Below are 17,935 nucleotides of genomic sequence, written 5' to 3' on the forward strand. Positions count from 1 at the left end.
GTTCCGGGCGGGAAAATGATATGCAATTTCAGATTGCGTATCAAAATGCTGGCCATTGAGGCGAGAAATGATATGCTTTTTTGAATTTCGGTTAAAAATCCATCCATAATTTCCCATTTTTAAAAATTGCATATCAGTTGTAAGGCTTCCGGGCGGGAAAATAATATGCAATTTCAGATTGCGCATCAAATTGCCGGCCATTGAGGCGAGAAATGATATGCTTTTTGGTTCTAGCAAGAAACTCTATCTTTTTTTAGTCGAGCATAAGGACGCTATGGTCCTGCCATTTGCCAAAAATATCGTTTTCTTTAAAGGTTTTACACTAGAAAAGTTTTGCGCAAACGCGTTTGATATATTAAGCTGATAGTGTAAGTTTTTTTGTCTAACAAAAAATAGTTTTCTTATAAATAGAGGATAACCACAGGGGTGAAACCATGAGCGAAAAAGAACTTTTTGATGTCACGATCATTGGCGGCGGCCCGACGGGGTTGTTCACCGCCTTTTATAGTGGCATGAGACAGATGAAAACGAAGATTATTGAAAGCATGCCGCAGCTGGGTGGGCAACTGACTGCCCTTTATCCCGAAAAATATATTTACGATGTGGCTGGTTTTCCGAGGATTAAGGCCTGGGACCTCGTAGAAAATCTCATTGAACAAGCGAAGCAATTTGATCCTACCATCGTTTTGGAGGAATCGGTCGAAACGCTAGAAAAACAAGAAGACGGCACTTTTATTCTCAGGACTAGCGATGGCAGCGAGCATTATACCAGAACCGTGATCATTACGGCGGGAGTAGGTGCTTTTCAACCGCGGCGCCTGGATCTGGAAAATGAAAAAATGTATGAAGGAAAAACACTCCATTATTTTGTGAAAGACATGAACCGATTTAAGGGGAAAAAAGTTGTTATCTCCGGTGGCGGCGATTCGGCGGTTGACTGGGCCAATATGCTTGAGCCGATTGCTGAAAAAGTTTACATCGTTCACCGGCGGGATAAGTTCCGCGCCCATGAACGCAGTGTTGAGCAGATGTTGCAATCAAGCGTTGTGGTCAAAACGCCATTTGTCATTACCGAATTGCATGGCGACGGCGACAACATTCACGAAGTCGTCATTCAAACACCAAAGGGAGAAAATACGGAAACGATTGAAGTGGATGAGGTCATCGTTAACCATGGTTTTATTTCCGCTCTCGGCCCCATTAAAGACTGGGGGCTTGAGATCGAGAAGAATTCCATCGTAGTCAATACGAAGATGGAAACCAATATCGAAGGGGTGTATGCGGCGGGCGACGTCACCACTTATCCTGGTAAAGTCAAACTCATTGCCACGGGATTCGGTGAAGGGCCAACGGCTGTGAATAATGCCAAATCCTATCTTGACCCTAAAGCGCGTACCCAACCGATGCACAGTACTTCGATGTTCGGGCAATAAAAAGATAGGCGTCATTGTTGCCCGATCGGCTTAGGACAAGGGTCTATTTTAAGCCAAAAAAGCCGACCATATCAAGCCTCACATAAAAATTATAGGAAAACAGCTGAGACTGGTTCACGAAGTCTTCAGCTGTTTTTTTATGCGCCACTATATTCTATTCCCCGAACCGTGATAAACGTTGATAGAAAGACTCCAAAAACATCAAAAGCAGAGACTCCGACGGCCCAAGCTCGCGCCGCTTCGGTATCACCACGCCGACTGACCGATAGAGTTCGGGATCGACCAGCGGGATTTTAACGAGATCTAAAGAGAGATTCAAAAGGGCATTTTCGGGCAGGATCGCCACGCCGAAGCCGGACGCAACAAGTGATTTAATGGTCTCGATATCTTCGCCTTCAAAAGACAGTTTCGGTTGAAAACCGATTTGTTCGCAAGTTTTGATAAAGTATTCGTGAAGCACATGTCCCTGATGAAAACCGACAAAAAGCTCGTCTCTTAATTGGTCTAAACGAAGAAAGTTTTGCTCGGACATCGGATGTGTTGTCGGTAATATCGCATAAAATTGCTCGCGGTAAAAGATGCGGCCGTCCACATTGTTATGTTCTTTAGGTACAGGGGCACAAAAAACGATATCGAGCTTTCCTTTTTCCACCTGTTCGATTAACGAGGATTGAGAGGCTTGATATAACTGAAACCGAATCCCGGGATACTGTTCGCGAAATTGAGAGAGGGCAATCGGCAGCGTATGGGCCGATAAGCTTGTGGCGAATCCTAGGCGAATCATGCCTTTTTCCGGGTTTAAATATTCTTCAATTTTCTCAATGCCTTGTTCAATCTCTGCTACCGCGCGTTCGGCGTAATCGAGAAAAACCCGCCCGATCGACGTGAGCTGGACATTCCGGCCTTCTCTTGTAAAAAGAGAAACGCCAAGCTCTGCTTCAAGCAGGTTGATCTGTCGGCTAACCGCTGATTGGGCTACATGCAACCGATGCGCGGCTTCAGTGACATGCTCGTGTCTTGCAACTTCAATAAAATATAAAATTTGCCGCCATTCCATTTCCATTCCTCCCATCCCACAAGTGAGAAGACCCTCCTTTAAAGCCTCACAACTTACGGGTCTTCGTTCTCCTTAGTTGGCCAAGGGTCTAAACCCTCTCACCACAATCTATCTCATTTTGATATATTTTTTATCTTAATTATATATTGTTTAGATTGATTCCTTCCACTTAAAATGAAACTAACCTACATTTTGAAATGGTCTCACGGGAGGGGTGGATGATGGCGGAAAAAGGTATGTATCATCCGGCATTTGAACATGATGCTTGTGGCATCGGTTTTATCGCTAACATTAACGGAAAACCGGAACGTTTTATTATAGATCAAGCTTTGGAAATGTTAAGACGGCTCGACCACCGCGCCGGGCATAATAAGAAAACCGGTGACGGTGCGGGGATTTTGACGCAAATTCCCGATGCTCTTTTTCGCAAAACAATGGCAGATTTACCTGAGTCAGGAGACTATGCCGTCGGTATGATGTTTGTTCCAAGAGAGGCTTCTGAGTCGCACATCGCTGCCGCGATTTCGGAGGAGTCAGGACAGTTAGGGTTATCTTTACTCGGTTTTCGAACCGTCCCGGTTAATAAAGACGTGCTGAAAGGCCGCGCCTATGAGACATGCCCACAGATCTGCCAATTTTTTATTGGGAAATCGGCACATTTGGATGATAAAGGTTTTGATAAACGGCTCTACGTTCTGAGGAAAAAGATCGAACGGCGGCTACAGAAAATAAAAGATTTTTATATTAGCAGTTTATCTTCACGCACGATCGTTTATAAAGGTTTTTTAAGCCCCGAACAACTCGGGTTTTTTTATACCGATTTATCAGACCCCGATTACCGGTCGGCGATCGGTTTCGTTCATTCCCGCTTTAGTACCAATACCTTTCCATCATGGGCCAAAGCCCATCCATATCGGACGTTGATTCATAATGGAGAAATTAATACGATTCAAGGAAATCGGTTATGGATGAAAGCTCGGGAGGCGGTTTTCGACGTTGACTTAGGAGTGCCTTTGGATGACATCCTGCCAATTATAGAAGAGAATGGGAGCGATTCAGCCACCCTTGATAATGCGCTTGAATTTTTATTGGTCAGCGGCATGCATCCAGCTAAAGCGGCGATGGTGCTCGTCCCTGAACCACGGGAATCATTGGCGGATCCTGAAATGGCCGCTTTTTACGAATTCTACAGCACTTTAATGGAACCTTGGGACGGCCCGATGGCGCTTGCCTTTACCGATGGCCGGTTTATCGGCGCGGGGCTTGATCGTAACGGTTTGAGACCGGCCAGGTATGTCGTGACGAAAGACGGCCGCCTGATCTTTTCTTCGGAATTCGGCGTCGTCGATGTTGCTCCAGCCGATGTCAAAATAAAAGCCAATTTGCAACCGGGCGAATGGTTGTGGGTCGATTTGGAAAAAGGAAAGCGCCTTGCGAGTGAGGCGTTAAAACGTGAGCTCGCCGCAGAACACCCATACAGCATGTGGCTCGATGAAGCGGTGACGGTACTCGACGGCAAGACGCCATCCCGACTTCCCGAGACAGAAGCCGACGTTCCTGTTTTACAAAAGGCTTTTGATTATACCTACGAGGAAATCCAAAAAGCTATTTTACCAATGGTGACGGATGGAAAAGAAGCAACGGGGTCGATGGGAATGGATACGCCGCTTGCGGTTTTATCGGAAAGGCCGCAGCTTCTTTATAACTACTTTAAACAAAGTTTTGCCCAAGTGACGAATCCGCCGATTGATGCCTTGCGGGAAGAATGTATAACGTCAACCATCACGTGGCTTGGCAGGACTGGGGATGTCTTAACACCGAGTGTGGCTTGCGCCCGGCGCATCCAATGTCCGTCCCCCATTCTGAGCGATGGTGAATATGAGGATTTAATCACGCAATGGAATCCTGCTTTTCAAACGGCCACGCTCACCGTCCTGTATCAAGAAAAGGAAAATCTTAAAGAGGCGTTGGAGCGACTGTTTCAGGAAGCAGAAGAGGCAGTCCGGGCGGGCGCTACCATCCTCGTTTTAACGGATCGATATCCGACCGAGGACCGTATTCCGATGCCGATGCTGCTTGCTTCTTCCGGTTTACATCACCATTTCATTCGAAAAGGTCAGAGACTCAACGTGAGCATAGTCGCTGATACGGGAGAGGCGAGGGACAGCCATCATATAGCGATGCTCATCGGCTGCGGGGTTGATGCGGTGCATCCATATTTAGGGTTGCTAACGGTGCGCCGCCTCGTTGAAACCGGCCATGTGAAAGGCATGACGAGCGAAAAAGCTTGTGCGAACTATATCAAAGCATTAAATGCCGGCTTGTTGAAAATTATGTCAAAGCTCGGCATCTCGACTGTCCAAAGCTACCGAGGCTCCCAAGCGTTTGAAGCGCTTGGGCTCAGTGAAGAGGTGGTCGATCGTTATTTCACCGGCATGGTCTCTCAGCTTGGCGGTTTGACAATTGATGATCTGGATCGTGAAACTAAACGCCGTCATCAAGCTGCCTTTGCGGCTTCGGATTTAGACTCGGGAAGCGTCCTTCAGTGGCGGAAGGAAGGTGAGTATCACCGCTTTAATCCGAAGACGATTCACTGGCTGCAACAAGCTTCTCGCCTAAACAGTTGGCCTCTGTATCGGAAGTTTAGCGAAGCGGCAGATCAAGAATGCTTTTCCTCCATCCGCAGTCTGTTGGATTTCCAATCGGATCGCCCGCCAATTCCGCTTGAGGAAGTAGAGCCGATTGAAGCCATCTTAAAACGCTTCAAGACAGGGGCGATGTCGTACGGCTCTTTAAGTCAAGAGGCGCATGAAGCACTTGCCATCGCCATGAATCGCATTGGCGGAAAATCTAATAGCGGTGAAGGCGGCGAAGACCCTGCCCGTTATTTTCCTGATGAAAATGGCGACCTTCGCCGCAGTGCGATTAAACAAGTCGCATCAGGTCGCTTCGGCGTTTCTAGCCTATATTTAACGAATGCCGATGAAATTCAAATCAAAATGGCCCAGGGCGCAAAACCCGGTGAAGGCGGCCAATTACCGGCGAAAAAAGTCTATCCGTGGATTGCGGAGGTACGCGGTTCAACGCCGGGCGTTGGGCTGATCTCTCCACCGCCGCACCACGATATTTATTCTATCGAAGATTTGGCGCAACTCATCTATGACTTAAAAAGCGCTAATCCGAAAGCTAAAGTGAGTGTCAAACTCGTGGCGAAGGCGGGTGTCGGCACAATCGCTACCGGTGTGGCTAAAGGGCTCGCTGACACGATTTTAATCAGCGGCTATGACGGCGGAACCGGGGCGTCTCCACGCTCAAGCATCCAGCATGCGGGCATGCCTTGGGAGCTGGGACTGGCGGAAACACACCAAACCCTTTTGCTCAATGGCTTGCGCGATGACGTCGTTTTAGAGGCTGATGGAAAATTGTTAACGGGCCGTGATGTTTTGATGGCCGCATGTTTAGGGGCGGAAGAATTCGGATTTGCGACAGCACCGCTTGTTGTGCTTGGCTGCATCATCATGCGCATGTGTCATACCGATACATGCCCCGTCGGGATTGCGACGCAAAATCCGGAACTTCGGAAAAAAATGATGGGTAAACCCGAACATGTCGTGAATTATTTTCGGTTCGTGGCAGAAGACGTTCGGAAGCGACTCGCCGCACTAGGCTTTCGTTCATTAGATGAAGTTGTCGGTAGGACAGAACTTTTAACGGTGAAACCGGAAGTGAAACACCATGAAAAAGCCTCCCGCTTAAACCTGACGAAACTACTTGAGGCGCCTTCGGGAAGAATGTTCCGCCGCTATGAGGAGAAAAAGCGCCGCGGCCACGCGCATAAACACTTTGATGAACGCGTTTTATTCGAAACAGTCCGTCCCGTTCTGGCATCAGAGCAACCTGTTCATGTGGATACATTCGTAAAAAATACCGATCGGGCGGTAGGTACGTTAGTCGGGCATTACATCACTGATAAATACCAACAAAACGAACTTCCGGATCACACGGTGCACATTCGCTTAAAGGGCTCAGCCGGTCAAAGCTTCGGTGCCTTTATTCCGAAAGGTGTCACGCTGGATTTGGAAGGCGATGCCAATGATTATGTCGGAAAAGGGCTATCTGGCGGAAAACTGATCATCAAACCGTTTTCCGAAGGCACGCATCCGTTTGGTGAGGCGATTATCGGAAACGTCGCATTTTACGGGGCCGTTTCGGGTGAAGCCTTTATTCGCGGTTCGGCTGGGAGTCGCTTTGCCGTCAGAAACAGCGGCGCCAAGATCGTTGTCGAGGGCGTCGGTGAACACGGCTGTGAATATATGACAGGCGGGCTAGTCGTCATTTTAGGAACAATCGGCAAAAACTTTGCTGCCGGCATGTCCGGAGGTGTGGCTTATCTTCTTGATGGCCAGGCAGCTGCCAGAATCAATCGGGAAATGGTGGCCGTAACTGCCTTGAATGACCCTGATGAGAGGGATGCGGTCAAACAAATGATCGAGAAACATTATCTTTATACGGAAAGCCCGAAAGCTAAAGAAATATTGGAAAACTGGGAAGAGGCATGCAGCCGTTTCATAAAAGTCATTCCAGTGGATTATGCCCAAATGCTTCAGGCCATTGCGGAACTCAAAGCACGCGGTCATTCTGAAGAAGAAGCCAAACTGCTTGCGTTTAATCTTAAAAAGGCTGGGAAACTGGCTGCACCTGAAATCGAAGAGAACTTCGAGTTGGTTTAAACGGAAACGGTTAAGTTTTTCCAACTCTGACGCGTCTCATGAAATGATTACCATCGAGCATTTTTCGTACGTTTCCCGGTGACTCACCACCTGCGAGCCATTCATGATTCGAACTTTTTTTGCAACATCGCCGGATTTTTTGAGTGTTACTAGATATCCCAAACGGTGATGGATCATTTTCTATGAGGGGAAAGGAGTGTGTGGATTGGGACGGTTAGGCGGTTTTCTAGAAATCGATCGGCAAAAGACCCCGGAAAGGGGGGCTTGGGAAAGGCAGCGGGATTGGCAGGAGTTGACATTGCCAAGTGATGAACGCCTGATTCAAGACCAAGCCGCCCGCTGTATGGATTGTGGCACACCATTTTGTCAAATGGGTGAAGCTTGGCAGAAACTCACGATCGGGTGCCCTTTATATAATCTCATTCCCGAATGGAATGACTTGGTTTACCGCGGCCATTGGCGTGAAGCTTACGAGCGGCTCTTCAAAACGAATAATTTTCCTGAATTCACAAGCCGGGTTTGTCCTGCGCCTTGCGAAGGATCGTGTAACGCCAATTTACCCACCGAACCGGTTGCCATCAAATCCATTGAGCGAGCGATTATTGATAAGGCTTTCGAGGAAGGCTGGGTGATCGTCCGCCGTCCAAAAAAACGGACGGGGAAAAAAGTAGCCGTCATCGGTTCAGGACCGGCAGGCCTTGCGTGTGCCGACAATCTCAATCAAGCGGGTCATTCCGTCACGGTTTTTGAAAAAGCCGATCGCCCAGGCGGTTTACTCATGTACGGCATCCCCAACATGAAGTTGGAAAAATGGGTGGTCGAAAGGCGGATTGAGCATTTAAAAAAAGAAGGGATCACTTTTATCCTGAATACAGAAGTCGGCAAGGCCATTCCTCTGGAAAAACTAGAAGCTCAATTTGATGCGGTCATATTATGTGTCGGTGCAGCGAGACATCGCGATTTAAAGATCCCCGGCCGCACGTTGAAAGGCATCCATTATGCGATGGATTATTTGGAAGAAAGCACCAAAGCACTGCTTGAAGGCCGTGCGCCGAAGATCACAGCAGAAAGGAAAAAGGTCATTGTCATCGGTGGCGGTGACACGGGGGCTGACTGCGTGGCAACAGCCCTCAGACAAAATTGCCTAAGCGTCGTGCAATTTGGCAAACACGAGCGTCCGCCAAAAGTTCGGCGGGCGAATAACCCCTGGCCGGAACCCCCACAAATCTTTAAATTGGATTATGCCCATGAAGAAGCTATCGCCCGTTTTGGTCATGACCCGCGCCAATTTGGGATCTCAACGGTACGCTTTCGCGGCACTGAGTCAGTTTCTATGCTTGAGACGGTCGGCATAAAGGTCAATGAGGATGGGTCTTTGGAGGAAATCCCAGAAACGGAACAATCTTGGGAAGCGGATCTTGTCCTTATCGCCATCGGCTTTGAAGGGGTGGAGAAAAATTTTGCGGATTACACAGATATAAAACTGTCCGCCAACGGTACCATCCTAGCCCCACGGAAAACTTTTGCCACGAATCGTCCAAACGTCTACGCTGCCGGCGATGCGCGGCGCGGACAAAGTTTAATCGTATGGGCCATGCGCGAAGGACGTGAGGTCGCTGATATTGTGAATGAAAAACTGAAAAATTAATCCGAACTCCCGATAGCGAAATTTGTCGAATTTTTTGAATGCTATTGGGAGTTTTTATGTTATAATGAGGCTGTTCAACCATGAATTGGAACAAATATGATTACGTTTTGCCGTGTTAATGCATGACTTTATCCGTAAAGTTAGCTTTTGTGTTACCCTCGGAGAATTTCTATTAAAAATGGTTTTTATGATGAATTTGCTCTGGTAACCAGCTGAAAATCAATCATAAATGAATATAGATCTATTTTTTGGTGTTTAACAATAAGCAGTATTTGTGTTAGCACCTGCGCGGTCCCCTTGGATAAATTCCAATAAAAATAGCTATTATGATGAAATTAGCCGTTGTAAGCGGCTAAAAAACAGCCATTTTAAGCTGGTTCTTACAATATAAAGAATTTAACAAGTAAAATTTACTCTCGCAAAAATTGAGGGGTGGGGGAAAAGTGATGACGCTCAAAGCACTTCATCCAAATGTTAAAATCCGTATCACCGTGAATTTCTTTTTGGTAATTGTATATAGAATGGTGACGCCATTTCTAGCTGTCTATTTCTCCCAAAAAGTGGGTGCAACGATCACCGGCTTTCTTTTTGCCACAGTGATTTTAAGTGCCGTATTGGGCGGAGTGATTGGTGGTTTCTATGGCGACCGCATCGGAAGACGGAAGCTCATGCTCATGACTGATCTCATCATGGCTTGCGGCTTCGGGGTGATTGCTCTATTGAATTCACCATGGATGGACGCCCCGTATTTAACGTATGTTGTGTTTCTTGTAGTAGAGTTTTTCGAAGGCATAGCGATGCCGGCTGCACAAGCATTGTTAATTGATTCCAGCACCTCAGAGACACGGCGCCTCATTTTTCAAATTCAATATTGGGTGAACAATCTTTCGATGGCCATTGGCAGCATGATCGGCGCCTTTCTGTTTCAGACCCATCATTTTCTTTTGTTTTGCCTAGTCGCCCTTGTGACATTGATTTCCTATTTTATCACATTGTTTTTTATTACCGATACATATGTTCCACAACCGGCAGAAAAAACATCTCATCCATCTGGAAATGGGAATGAGAAAGCAGGCGGCTTTCTGAAAAACTATGCTTTTATTCTCTACGATAAAATCTTTTTATTTTTTATTTTGGCGGTTTTATTAACAAGCATTATTGAAAATCAATTAACCAATTATGCTGGCGTCCGCATGGCCCAAGCCATTCATGATCAGCCGCTTTTTGCCGGATGGTTGGATTTTCACGTCAATGGTGTTTGGCTTCTGGGATTTTTACAAACGGAAAACACATTGTTGGTCGTAGTGGGGACCTTTTTGATTGCTTGGATGGTGAAAAAAGTTAGTGACCAACTAGCGATTATTACCGGGGTCATCATTTTTACAGCGGGCTATGCCTATATCATGATTGGCACGGTGCCTAGTTTGTTGATTTTGGCCATGTTAATCGCCACCCTCGGGGAATTAACCTATGTACCGATCAAACAGGCGTATCTTGCGGATATTGCACCGGAAAATGCTCGGAGTTCCTATATGGCCGCAAACTCAATGATGCAATTTTTAAGTGCGATCATTGGAGGGCTGATGATTACGATCGGTTCACTGCTCAATCCGGCCATTATGACTGTCTTAATTATCTTATTCGGCCTTGCAGCGGCTGGGCTCTTTTTTCAATCGGGTAGGTTGCTAAATAAAAAAGGCAACAAGGCCTTGCAGGTGGAAAAGGCTTCTCATTTATAAAAAACATCGGCCAATGAAACTTTTTGGACGGGTTTGTCGTATTTATATTGTCAAATGTTTTTCAAACTTATAGGGACTGAACGGAGATCATGTTATATATAATGTATCGTCCCAAAAGTATGGAAAACGTGAAATAGAGAATCTTTGATGGGGAGGAGACGGTCGGAATGCCGCAGTGGTTAAAGAAAACGGTAGTCACTTTAGTTGCAGTTCTGACATTGGGTACCGTCGTCCCAACCGTCAACTATCATAGTGACAACAACCGTCCGAACCGTTACGGAAATGATGGTGCCCGCACCCGAAGTGAAGCTGAGCCAATCGTTTTGGTGCAAACCAAAGAAGCCGATACTCAGGAAGCTGAAAAGAGAAGCGATGAAAGCTGGAGAGCCATTGCTGCTCAATGTGAAACGAAGAATGAAATGCTTGCGGAATTGGAACGATTTACAATAAAAGAGGCAGAGTCGCAAGGGATGCAAAAGTTCGGTGACAACATTGCCGGGGTGATCGGGGAAACGTATAAAAAAGATATCGTTCCGAAATTTGCCAAAGCCGTCACCTCCCTTGGAGCGATGACCGATACGGAGACGCTTCGCCATTTGGCAGTCAGCCATAATCCCGCCTCCGGAACCGGAGAACGGATCATGCATCTCTACGATGAGCGGACCGGTAAAGAATGGGTGAAATTCCATGTCCGAAGGGACCACCCGCCGCTCGACGGATATTATTTTACCTTTCATTATCATGTGAAGGACGATAATTTCCAAAACCATTATGAAGTCGGAAAAATCAACTGGGGCAAAAACACCCCGCCGAAATGGATGGCTTAGAAAAAATGCTCGGTCTCTGCTTAAAACAGGCGCCGGGCTATTTTATTACCGGAGTGATCATATATGAATAAAATTTATATGGTAAGACACGCAGAATCGACTTACAGCCCCGATGAATATGGGCGCGGTTTGACCGAAAGGGGAAAAAGGGATGCCGAACGCATCACCGAAGCGCTGCTCCCTTTTGACATTGATTTAGTTATTTCCAGCCCTTACAAAAGAGCGATGGATACCGTAAACGGCATTGCCAAAGCCAAAAACCTGCAAGTTTTATTGGATGAAAGATTCAGGGAAAGGGTATTGGCAGGGGATGCGGTGGAAGATTTCCATACGGCTATAAAGGCTGTCTGGGATGATCCGTTGTTTTCACATCCCGGCGGTGAAAGCAATCGAGAGGCTGCGGAGAGAGGGATTCTTGCTCTTAATGATGTCTTGGTGACGTATCACAATAAAAGAAACATCGTTATCGGCACGCACGGAAATCTAATGGCTTTAATCATGCAGCACTATGATGCCCGCTATGATTATTTATTCTGGAAAAACGAATTAAAAATGCCGGATATTTACGTTCTGACTTTTGAAAAGCAAAAATGCTTGGACATTTGTCATGTTTCCTGGGATGCCAAATTGCCTAATTATGATGAAAAATAACTATTGCTTATTTATGATGTTTATGATAATTTAGAATTACTTAACCGATAGGAGTTGTTTTTTATGGTAATCTTTGTCCAACTTGTGGTGAGACTAGGCTAATTGGAATAAAACTCATTGTTTGATGAGTTTTATTTAAGCATGCCTTTTTCATCACTTGGACGGGGTTACCATGTGCCTACATAGATGCCTTTAAGGAAGAGGTCTATGTCGGGAGTGGTATGCACCCGATGAATGGCCTCTTTTTGTATGGGTAAATTGGTATCATCTACCCACTCGTGACCCTTTGGCCATTCCATCCTTGTGACTGAAAAAGGCACCAAGAAATTTCATACGTCAGTTAAAGATGTCTGAATTCGCTCTAAATCAGAAATAAGGGCGAAAGAGGAGGGGAAACACATGAAGTGGAGAGATTGGGATACCAATTTAAAAATCCGGTTATTAGGGGAAGGCGTTATTAATTTATTATTCTGGATGTTTTTCCCGTTTATGGCCATATATTTTTCGGATGCGTTCGGAAAAAGCACAGCGGGCATGCTCCTTGTGATTTCACAAGTGATCAGTGTCGTTGTCGGTTTAATCGGCGGCTATTGCGCGGACCATTTTGGCCGCAAGCGGATGATGGTGATTGCCGGATACGGTCAGGCTTTAGCTTTTATTCCATTTGCACTCGGCGTCTCACCTTGGGTGCATTCGCCGATGCTTGCGTTTTTAGCTTTTTCCGCATTAGGTTTGTTCGGTCAGCTGTACTGGCCAGCTAGCCATGCCATGATTGCGGATGTCGTCAATGAAAAACATCGCAGTGCGATTTTCGCGGTTTTCTATACATCCACAAACATTACCGTCGTCATCGGGCCGCTTTTGGGAGGCATTTTCTTCTTTGACTACCGCTTTCCGTTTATCATCGTTTGCTTATTGGCATCGCTCGCTTTGGCCGTTGTTTTACAGCGGTTTCTCAGGGAAACCGTTCCGGTCGGCAAAAAAGCCAATGAAGAAATGGAAACGACAGGCTGGCTCAGTTATATTAATCGGCAATTAAGCGATTATAAAATCATTACTAAGGATCGGCTGTTTTTATTGTTTATTATCGCTGGCATACTTGTTGCACAAACGTTTATGCAATTGGATTTGCTCATCGCCGTATACACAACGGATCAAGTGCCTAAACAAACGCTTTTCTCTATTGGTGGATGGTCTTTGCACATCACAGGGAAGGAAGCGTTCAGCGCCATTGTCTCTGAAAATGGCCTGATTGTCGTGCTCTTTACCGTTTTTATGACCAGATGGATGACGAAATATAAAGAACGCCGCGTGTTTATTTTGTCGTCGTGTTTCTACGGCATCGGCATCATGATTTTCGGGCATACCTTAAATATTTGGATCATGTTTTTAGCTATGGCAATTTTTACCTGTGCGGAGATTATGGTCGTTGGCATTCAGGATGCCTTCATATCAAAGCTCGCGCCCGAACACATTCGCGGTCAATATTTTGCCGCATCAAGCCTGCGCTTTTCAATCGGTCGGACCATTGCACCAATCGCCATTCCGTTGTCCGGCTGGGTTGGCTATTCTTGGACATTTATGATTCTAGGGCTTTTGGCATTTATGAGCGCTGGCCTTTACGGGATCATGTTTACACAGTTTGAAAAAAGGGGGCAAACCGCCCATCACATGAAAGTTGTAAAAAGCTCATAAACTTTCAATAACGGTCTGCCAAAACTCCTGGCGGGCCGTTTAATGTTTTAGAGGTGCATATCCAAGACTGTCCAAAACTTCGGCCATCACTTCATACCCGCGGTCATTGGGATGGATGCCGTGTAACAAGGCGTTTTGCCTGCCTTGAAAAGCACTGTAGATGTCCGCAATTTTTATATGAGGATAACGAGCGTACTCGTTAAGATGACGGTTGAAACTTTGAATCCAGGTGTCGGCTTGGGGGATGGAGGGAAATGGGTTGTACAAATTAAGAAGGCGTATAGCATAACAATGATGTTCCGGATTGTGCAAAAAGTGAATGCGTTCAATGATTTTTTTGATATGAGCGATCGCCCTCTCTGAGGCTGACAGGAGCCTTGCTTCATTCCCATCCAATAAAAAGGCTTGCGCTGCGTCGATTGAATCATTGCCCCCAGCCGTCAGTGTTACGAGATCCGAAGTGCGAAGGGACTCCGAAATCGCAGGTAAATAAAGAACGTTAAAAATTTCGGCGGTTGTTGCCCCTGATCGGGCAAATTTGTCAGTAAACACGGGTCGCTCAAGGGCGCGGGAAGCGAGATCAGCATAGTAGCCAACAAAACTGGGATGAAAGAGATCGGAGCCAATCCCAACAGTTAATGAATCACCTATGGCAACATAGTGCAGCGGTCTTTGCCATTGATCAGTCAAAAAGACCCACCCCTTCAAGCATTTGTTTTATTTTATTCATGGGGCGGAAGAGCGGCACGACGGAAAACTAATACTCCCATAAAATTTTCCATTCGCCTTGATCCTTGGCGACATAAACGTCTTTATAAAGCTGAGCTTTTCCGAATATACCGGTGAAGGACTGGATGACCGTTACGCGGTACACATCTTTTAAGTAGGGGCTGTCTGCGTTCACACGCCATTTTTTTAGATGATCAACATCGTCAATTTTATAGGAAAAGCCTTTGACGCCATAATCATCCATAAATAATGTGGTTCTTTTTTCGATATAATCCGCTTGGGTAAATTTTTTCTTGATTTGCGGGTGGAGGAGTGTCCAGGCACTGCCGTAATCGCCCCCTTGTTCATCATCATAAAATTCCTTTACGGTTTGGATCACTTCATGGCGCGGCCAGTGGGTCCAGACGTAATAAAAAGAAAACCCGAGTATAAGGACGACGACCATTCCCAGAAGAATTTTCAGAGCAATCCTTTTTTGCGCTTTTATGGCCAAAACACATCTCCCCCTTCTCACGTGTAACGAATTGGAGAGGCTTTGTACAGTTTATGTGACCTTAATTAAAAAATGAAAAGCCAAGCTGCAGCTTGGCAACTCTTTTGACTTCTGCAAACTAATAAAAAGAGAGGTACCTTCACCAACACGTTTTGGTGGGTACCGCTCTTTTCAGGTTAGCTTTATCGGTTTTTTCCAGTCTCACTTCGTTAACCGAAAAGTAAATCCAGAATATTGCTTAGTTGACCGCGATGGCCTTTGAGCACATTCGAATTGTAAACTTCCGTAAAACCGCAATGGGTGCAGGAAACGAACATATAATAATTATTTTGAATATCAAACATTTTACTCAGCCCCGTTCCCGTCATTGCCAATTCTTCTATATAACAGTCCTCGTTCCCGCATTTCGTACATTTAAATCGTGCTTGAATTTCCCGTTCAATCACTGCCATTGAAATCCCCCAAACTGTAGAATTTTTTACACTAACTGATATACGGTTTGAGCGCGGAAACGTTTCAAAAATGTCAAATCATTGGTAGTGTTAAGGTTTTAGACATACTTTTATAAAAAACTAGGCAGCCCTTAAAATAAGACTCCTATGATTCGACGGGTATTTTTTTAGGACAGCTAAATTGCAACGAAGGATTCGCCAAGCCTACAGGGCTTGCACTGGTAAGAAAGCTATTTTATTTATTAGGCAAGCATAAGGAAAACACGGCGTTCCGCATTCGCCTAGAAGGTTCGTACTGGTTATAAAAAACATTTTTGTCCAGTATAAGGGCAACGAGGCACTGCGATCGCTCAAAAGGATTTTACAGATAAGAAATATAACCTTTTAGGCCAGCATAAGAAAAGGCTCTACCGCCGCCCAAAAGGCTTGGCAGAGCCTCGTTTTCTTTCAATCACTCTTCTTTATGTTGATATTGCTTTTTCAGTTCTTCAATGACGGACGGGTCAGTGAGTGTCGTTGTATCGCCAAGGACACGGCCTTCAGCAATGTCGCGCAAAAGGCGCCGCATGATTTTTGCACTCCGGGTTTTCGGGAGTTCAGCTGTGTAATAGATTTCTTCCGGACGGGCGAGTTTACCAATTTGTTCAGCAACGGTTTCTTTCAGTTCGGCGGTCATGGCGTTGGATGGCTCATAACCTTCTTTTAAAATGACAAAGGCGGTGATTGCTTGCCCTTTGACATCATCGCTTCTTCCGATCACGGCGGCTTCGGCAACGGCTGGATGGCTTACAAGCGCGCTTTCCACTTCCATCGTACCGATCCGGTGGCCGGAGACGTTGATGACATCATCAATGCGCCCGAGGATCCAAATGTAACCATCTTCATCTTTATGCGCGGCATCTCCTGGTAAATACCAGCCCGGGAACTTACCGAAATAGGTGTTGCGGAAGCGTTCATCGTCCCCCCAAACCGTTCGCAGCATGGATGGCCACGGGTATTTGATGACAAGGTTGCCGCCGCCTTTTTCAACGGGCTGACCGTCATCGTCAACGACATCGGCAATGATGCCTGGCAATGGTTTTGTAGCGGATCCGGGTTTTGTTTTGGTCAGACCGGGAAGCGGCGCAATCATGGCGCAGCCGGTTTCTGTCTGCCACCAAGTATCGACGATCGGTGTTTTTTCTTTACCAACATATTTGTGGAACCACATCCACGCCTCCGGATTGATCGGTTCGCCGACCGTTCCTAGCAGACGAAGCGTGCTGAGGTCGTGTTTTTCCACATAGGATGTGCCCCATTTCATGAAGGTCCGGATGGATGTTGGCGCCGTATAGAAAATCGTCACGCCGTATTTTTCAATAATATCCCAAAAACGGTCACGGTCGGGATAGTCCGGAGCGCCTTCATACATCACGACGGTTGCCCCGGCCGACAGCGGTCCGTAGACGATATAAGAGTGTCCCGTCACCCAGCCGATATCGGCGGTGCAGAAGTAAACGTCTTCATCTTTTATATCGAAAACGCTGCGCATCGATGTATTCACACCGACTAAATAGCCGCCGGTCGTATGCACGATGCCTTTCGGTTTTCCGGTCGTCCCGGATGTATATAAAAGGTAAAGGATGTCTTCTGCATCCATTTCCGCAGCCGGAAACGGCTCTCTGGAAGCCCTTTCAATTTCCTCGTCCCAGAGAAGGTCGCGGCCTTCTGTCAATGAAATGCTCGCTTCTTCGCCAACGGCTTTTACGACAAGCACCTTTTCGACGCTTGTATTTTCCACCGCTTCGTCGGCAAATGCTTTCAATGGGACCTGTTTTCCGCGGCGCCAACTGGCATCCGCCGTTACGAGCAGCTTCGCGTTGGCATCTTCAATGCGGTCGCGCAGGGATTTCGCTGAGAAACCGGCAAACACAACGGTATGAATGGCACCGATTTTGGCACAGGCAAGAAGCGTAATCGGAAGTTCCGGTACCATTGGCAGATAAACGGCGACGCGATCGCCTTTTTTCACACCGAGGTTGGTTAACATATGGGCAGCGCGGTCAACTTCCCGGCCTAGCATGTCATAAGTAAAGACTTTACTTCCGCCTTTTTCACCTTCCCAAATGAGGGCGGCTTTATTTTTCCGCGGTCCTTGACGGTGGCGGTCGACGCAGTTATATGCGGCATTTAACTTACCACCGAGAAACCATTTGGCATGAGGTGCATCCCATTCCAAGACTTTATCGTAAGGCTTGAACCAAGTGATGTTTTGGGCTTGTTCATCCCAATAGGCTTCGGGGTCCCGGGCCGCATTCTCATAAATCGCCGGGTCATTAAAATTTGCCCGTTGGGTAAATTCAGGATTGGGTTCAAATGTGCGTTCTTCCTTTAGCAAAGCGTCTAGTTGTTTCGTATCGTTAGCCATCCATATCACCATCCTGTTTCTATGATCAATAAATTTAAAATTCTATAATATTACGATAACAATTTTTGGCGGAA

12 protein-coding genes are annotated in these 17,935 nt (G+C 46.4%); 7 read left to right on the forward strand and 5 right to left on the reverse strand.

Annotation, left to right across the window (positions count from 1 at the left end; genetic code table 11):
• Nucleotides 1–434 precede the first annotated feature (434 nt).
• The gene (locus H532_RS0115495; protein WP_027726226.1) at nucleotides 435–1,433 is read left to right on the forward strand and encodes an NAD(P)/FAD-dependent oxidoreductase; all 999 of its coding nucleotides are present in this window, start codon (nucleotides 435–437) and stop codon (nucleotides 1,431–1,433) included.
• Nucleotides 1,434–1,587: 154 nt separating this feature from the next.
• Here H532_RS0115495 and gltC read toward each other — a convergent pair whose 3' ends face one another.
• Nucleotides 1,588–2,496: a glutamate biosynthesis transcriptional regulator GltC gene (gene gltC / locus H532_RS0115505; RefSeq protein ID WP_425426312.1), complete on the reverse strand. Its 909-nt coding sequence runs from the start codon at nucleotides 2,494–2,496 to the stop codon at nucleotides 1,588–1,590.
• A 215-nt stretch (nucleotides 2,497–2,711) separates the two neighbouring features.
• Between gltC and gltB the strand changes: the two genes are divergently transcribed.
• The 6 genes from gltB to H532_RS19170 all read left to right on the forward strand — a co-directional run bounded on the left by gltB (nucleotide 2,712) and on the right by H532_RS19170 (nucleotide 13,780).
• A complete protein-coding gene (gene gltB / locus H532_RS0115510) occupies nucleotides 2,712–7,220 on the forward strand; it encodes a glutamate synthase large subunit (RefSeq protein WP_245566488.1) in 4,509 nt (1,502 codons plus the stop codon).
• A gap of 205 nt (nucleotides 7,221–7,425) precedes the next feature.
• Nucleotides 7,426–8,868 (forward strand): glutamate synthase subunit beta, encoded by a 1,443-nt coding sequence (locus H532_RS0115515; protein ID WP_027726229.1) that lies wholly within the window; start codon nucleotides 7,426–7,428, stop codon nucleotides 8,866–8,868.
• Nucleotides 8,869–9,314: 446 nt separating this feature from the next.
• Nucleotides 9,315–10,607 (forward strand): MDR family MFS transporter, encoded by a 1,293-nt coding sequence (locus H532_RS0115520; protein ID WP_027726230.1) that lies wholly within the window; start codon nucleotides 9,315–9,317, stop codon nucleotides 10,605–10,607.
• A gap of 167 nt (nucleotides 10,608–10,774) precedes the next feature.
• Complete coding sequence (locus tag H532_RS0115525; protein WP_027726231.1) at nucleotides 10,775–11,434, forward strand: YpjP family protein; 660 nt, start codon at nucleotides 10,775–10,777, stop codon at nucleotides 11,432–11,434.
• Between the two features lie 63 nt (nucleotides 11,435–11,497).
• On the forward strand, nucleotides 11,498–12,085 hold the full coding sequence (locus tag H532_RS0115530) for a histidine phosphatase family protein (RefSeq protein ID WP_027726232.1): 588 nt from the start codon (nucleotides 11,498–11,500) through the stop codon (nucleotides 12,083–12,085).
• Nucleotides 12,086–12,484: 399 nt separating this feature from the next.
• Entirely contained in the window at nucleotides 12,485–13,780 is a 1,296-nt protein-coding gene (locus H532_RS19170) for an MDR family MFS transporter (protein WP_038112719.1), read from the forward strand.
• Nucleotides 13,781–13,819: 39 nt separating this feature from the next.
• On the opposite strand, the gene H532_RS0115540 is transcribed toward H532_RS19170, so the two are convergent.
• The 4 genes from H532_RS0115540 to acs form a co-directional block, all read right to left on the reverse strand.
• Nucleotides 13,820–14,470, reverse strand: a complete 651-nt coding sequence (locus H532_RS0115540; protein ID WP_027726233.1) for a GDSL-type esterase/lipase family protein — start codon at nucleotides 14,468–14,470, stop codon at nucleotides 13,820–13,822.
• Between the two features lie 67 nt (nucleotides 14,471–14,537).
• The gene (locus H532_RS0115545; protein WP_027726234.1) at nucleotides 14,538–15,002 is read right to left on the reverse strand and encodes a hypothetical protein; all 465 of its coding nucleotides are present in this window, start codon (nucleotides 15,000–15,002) and stop codon (nucleotides 14,538–14,540) included.
• A gap of 209 nt (nucleotides 15,003–15,211) precedes the next feature.
• Complete coding sequence (locus H532_RS0115550) at nucleotides 15,212–15,454, reverse strand: zinc ribbon domain-containing protein (protein WP_027726235.1); 243 nt, start codon at nucleotides 15,452–15,454, stop codon at nucleotides 15,212–15,214.
• A 451-nt stretch (nucleotides 15,455–15,905) separates the two neighbouring features.
• A complete protein-coding gene (gene acs / locus H532_RS0115555; RefSeq protein WP_027726236.1) occupies nucleotides 15,906–17,861 on the reverse strand; it encodes an acetate--CoA ligase in 1,956 nt (651 codons plus the stop codon).
• Between the last annotated feature and the right edge of the window lie 74 nt (nucleotides 17,862–17,935).

The organism is Tuberibacillus calidus DSM 17572, from assembly GCF_000430685.1.
GTDB lineage: Bacteria > Bacillota > Bacilli > Bacillales > Sporolactobacillaceae > Tuberibacillus > Tuberibacillus calidus.

Coding starts and splice junctions, on each gene's coding strand:
- H532_RS0115495 (WP_027726226.1), top strand. CDS start 435: ATGAGCGAAAAAGAACTTTTTGATGTCACGATCATTGGCGGCGGCCCG.
- gltC (WP_425426312.1), bottom strand. CDS start 2,496: ATGGAAATGGAATGGCGGCAAATTTTATATTTTATTGAAGTTGCAAGA.
- gltB (WP_245566488.1), top strand. CDS start 2,712: ATGGCGGAAAAAGGTATGTATCATCCGGCATTTGAACATGATGCTTGT.
- H532_RS0115520 (WP_027726230.1), top strand. CDS start 9,315: ATGACGCTCAAAGCACTTCATCCAAATGTTAAAATCCGTATCACCGTG.
- H532_RS0115525 (WP_027726231.1), top strand. CDS start 10,775: ATGCCGCAGTGGTTAAAGAAAACGGTAGTCACTTTAGTTGCAGTTCTG.
- H532_RS0115530 (WP_027726232.1), top strand. CDS start 11,498: ATGAATAAAATTTATATGGTAAGACACGCAGAATCGACTTACAGCCCC.
- H532_RS19170 (WP_038112719.1), top strand. CDS start 12,485: ATGAAGTGGAGAGATTGGGATACCAATTTAAAAATCCGGTTATTAGGG.
- H532_RS0115550 (WP_027726235.1), bottom strand. CDS start 15,454: ATGGCAGTGATTGAACGGGAAATTCAAGCACGATTTAAATGTACGAAA.
- acs (WP_027726236.1), bottom strand. CDS start 17,861: ATGGCTAACGATACGAAACAACTAGACGCTTTGCTAAAGGAAGAACGC.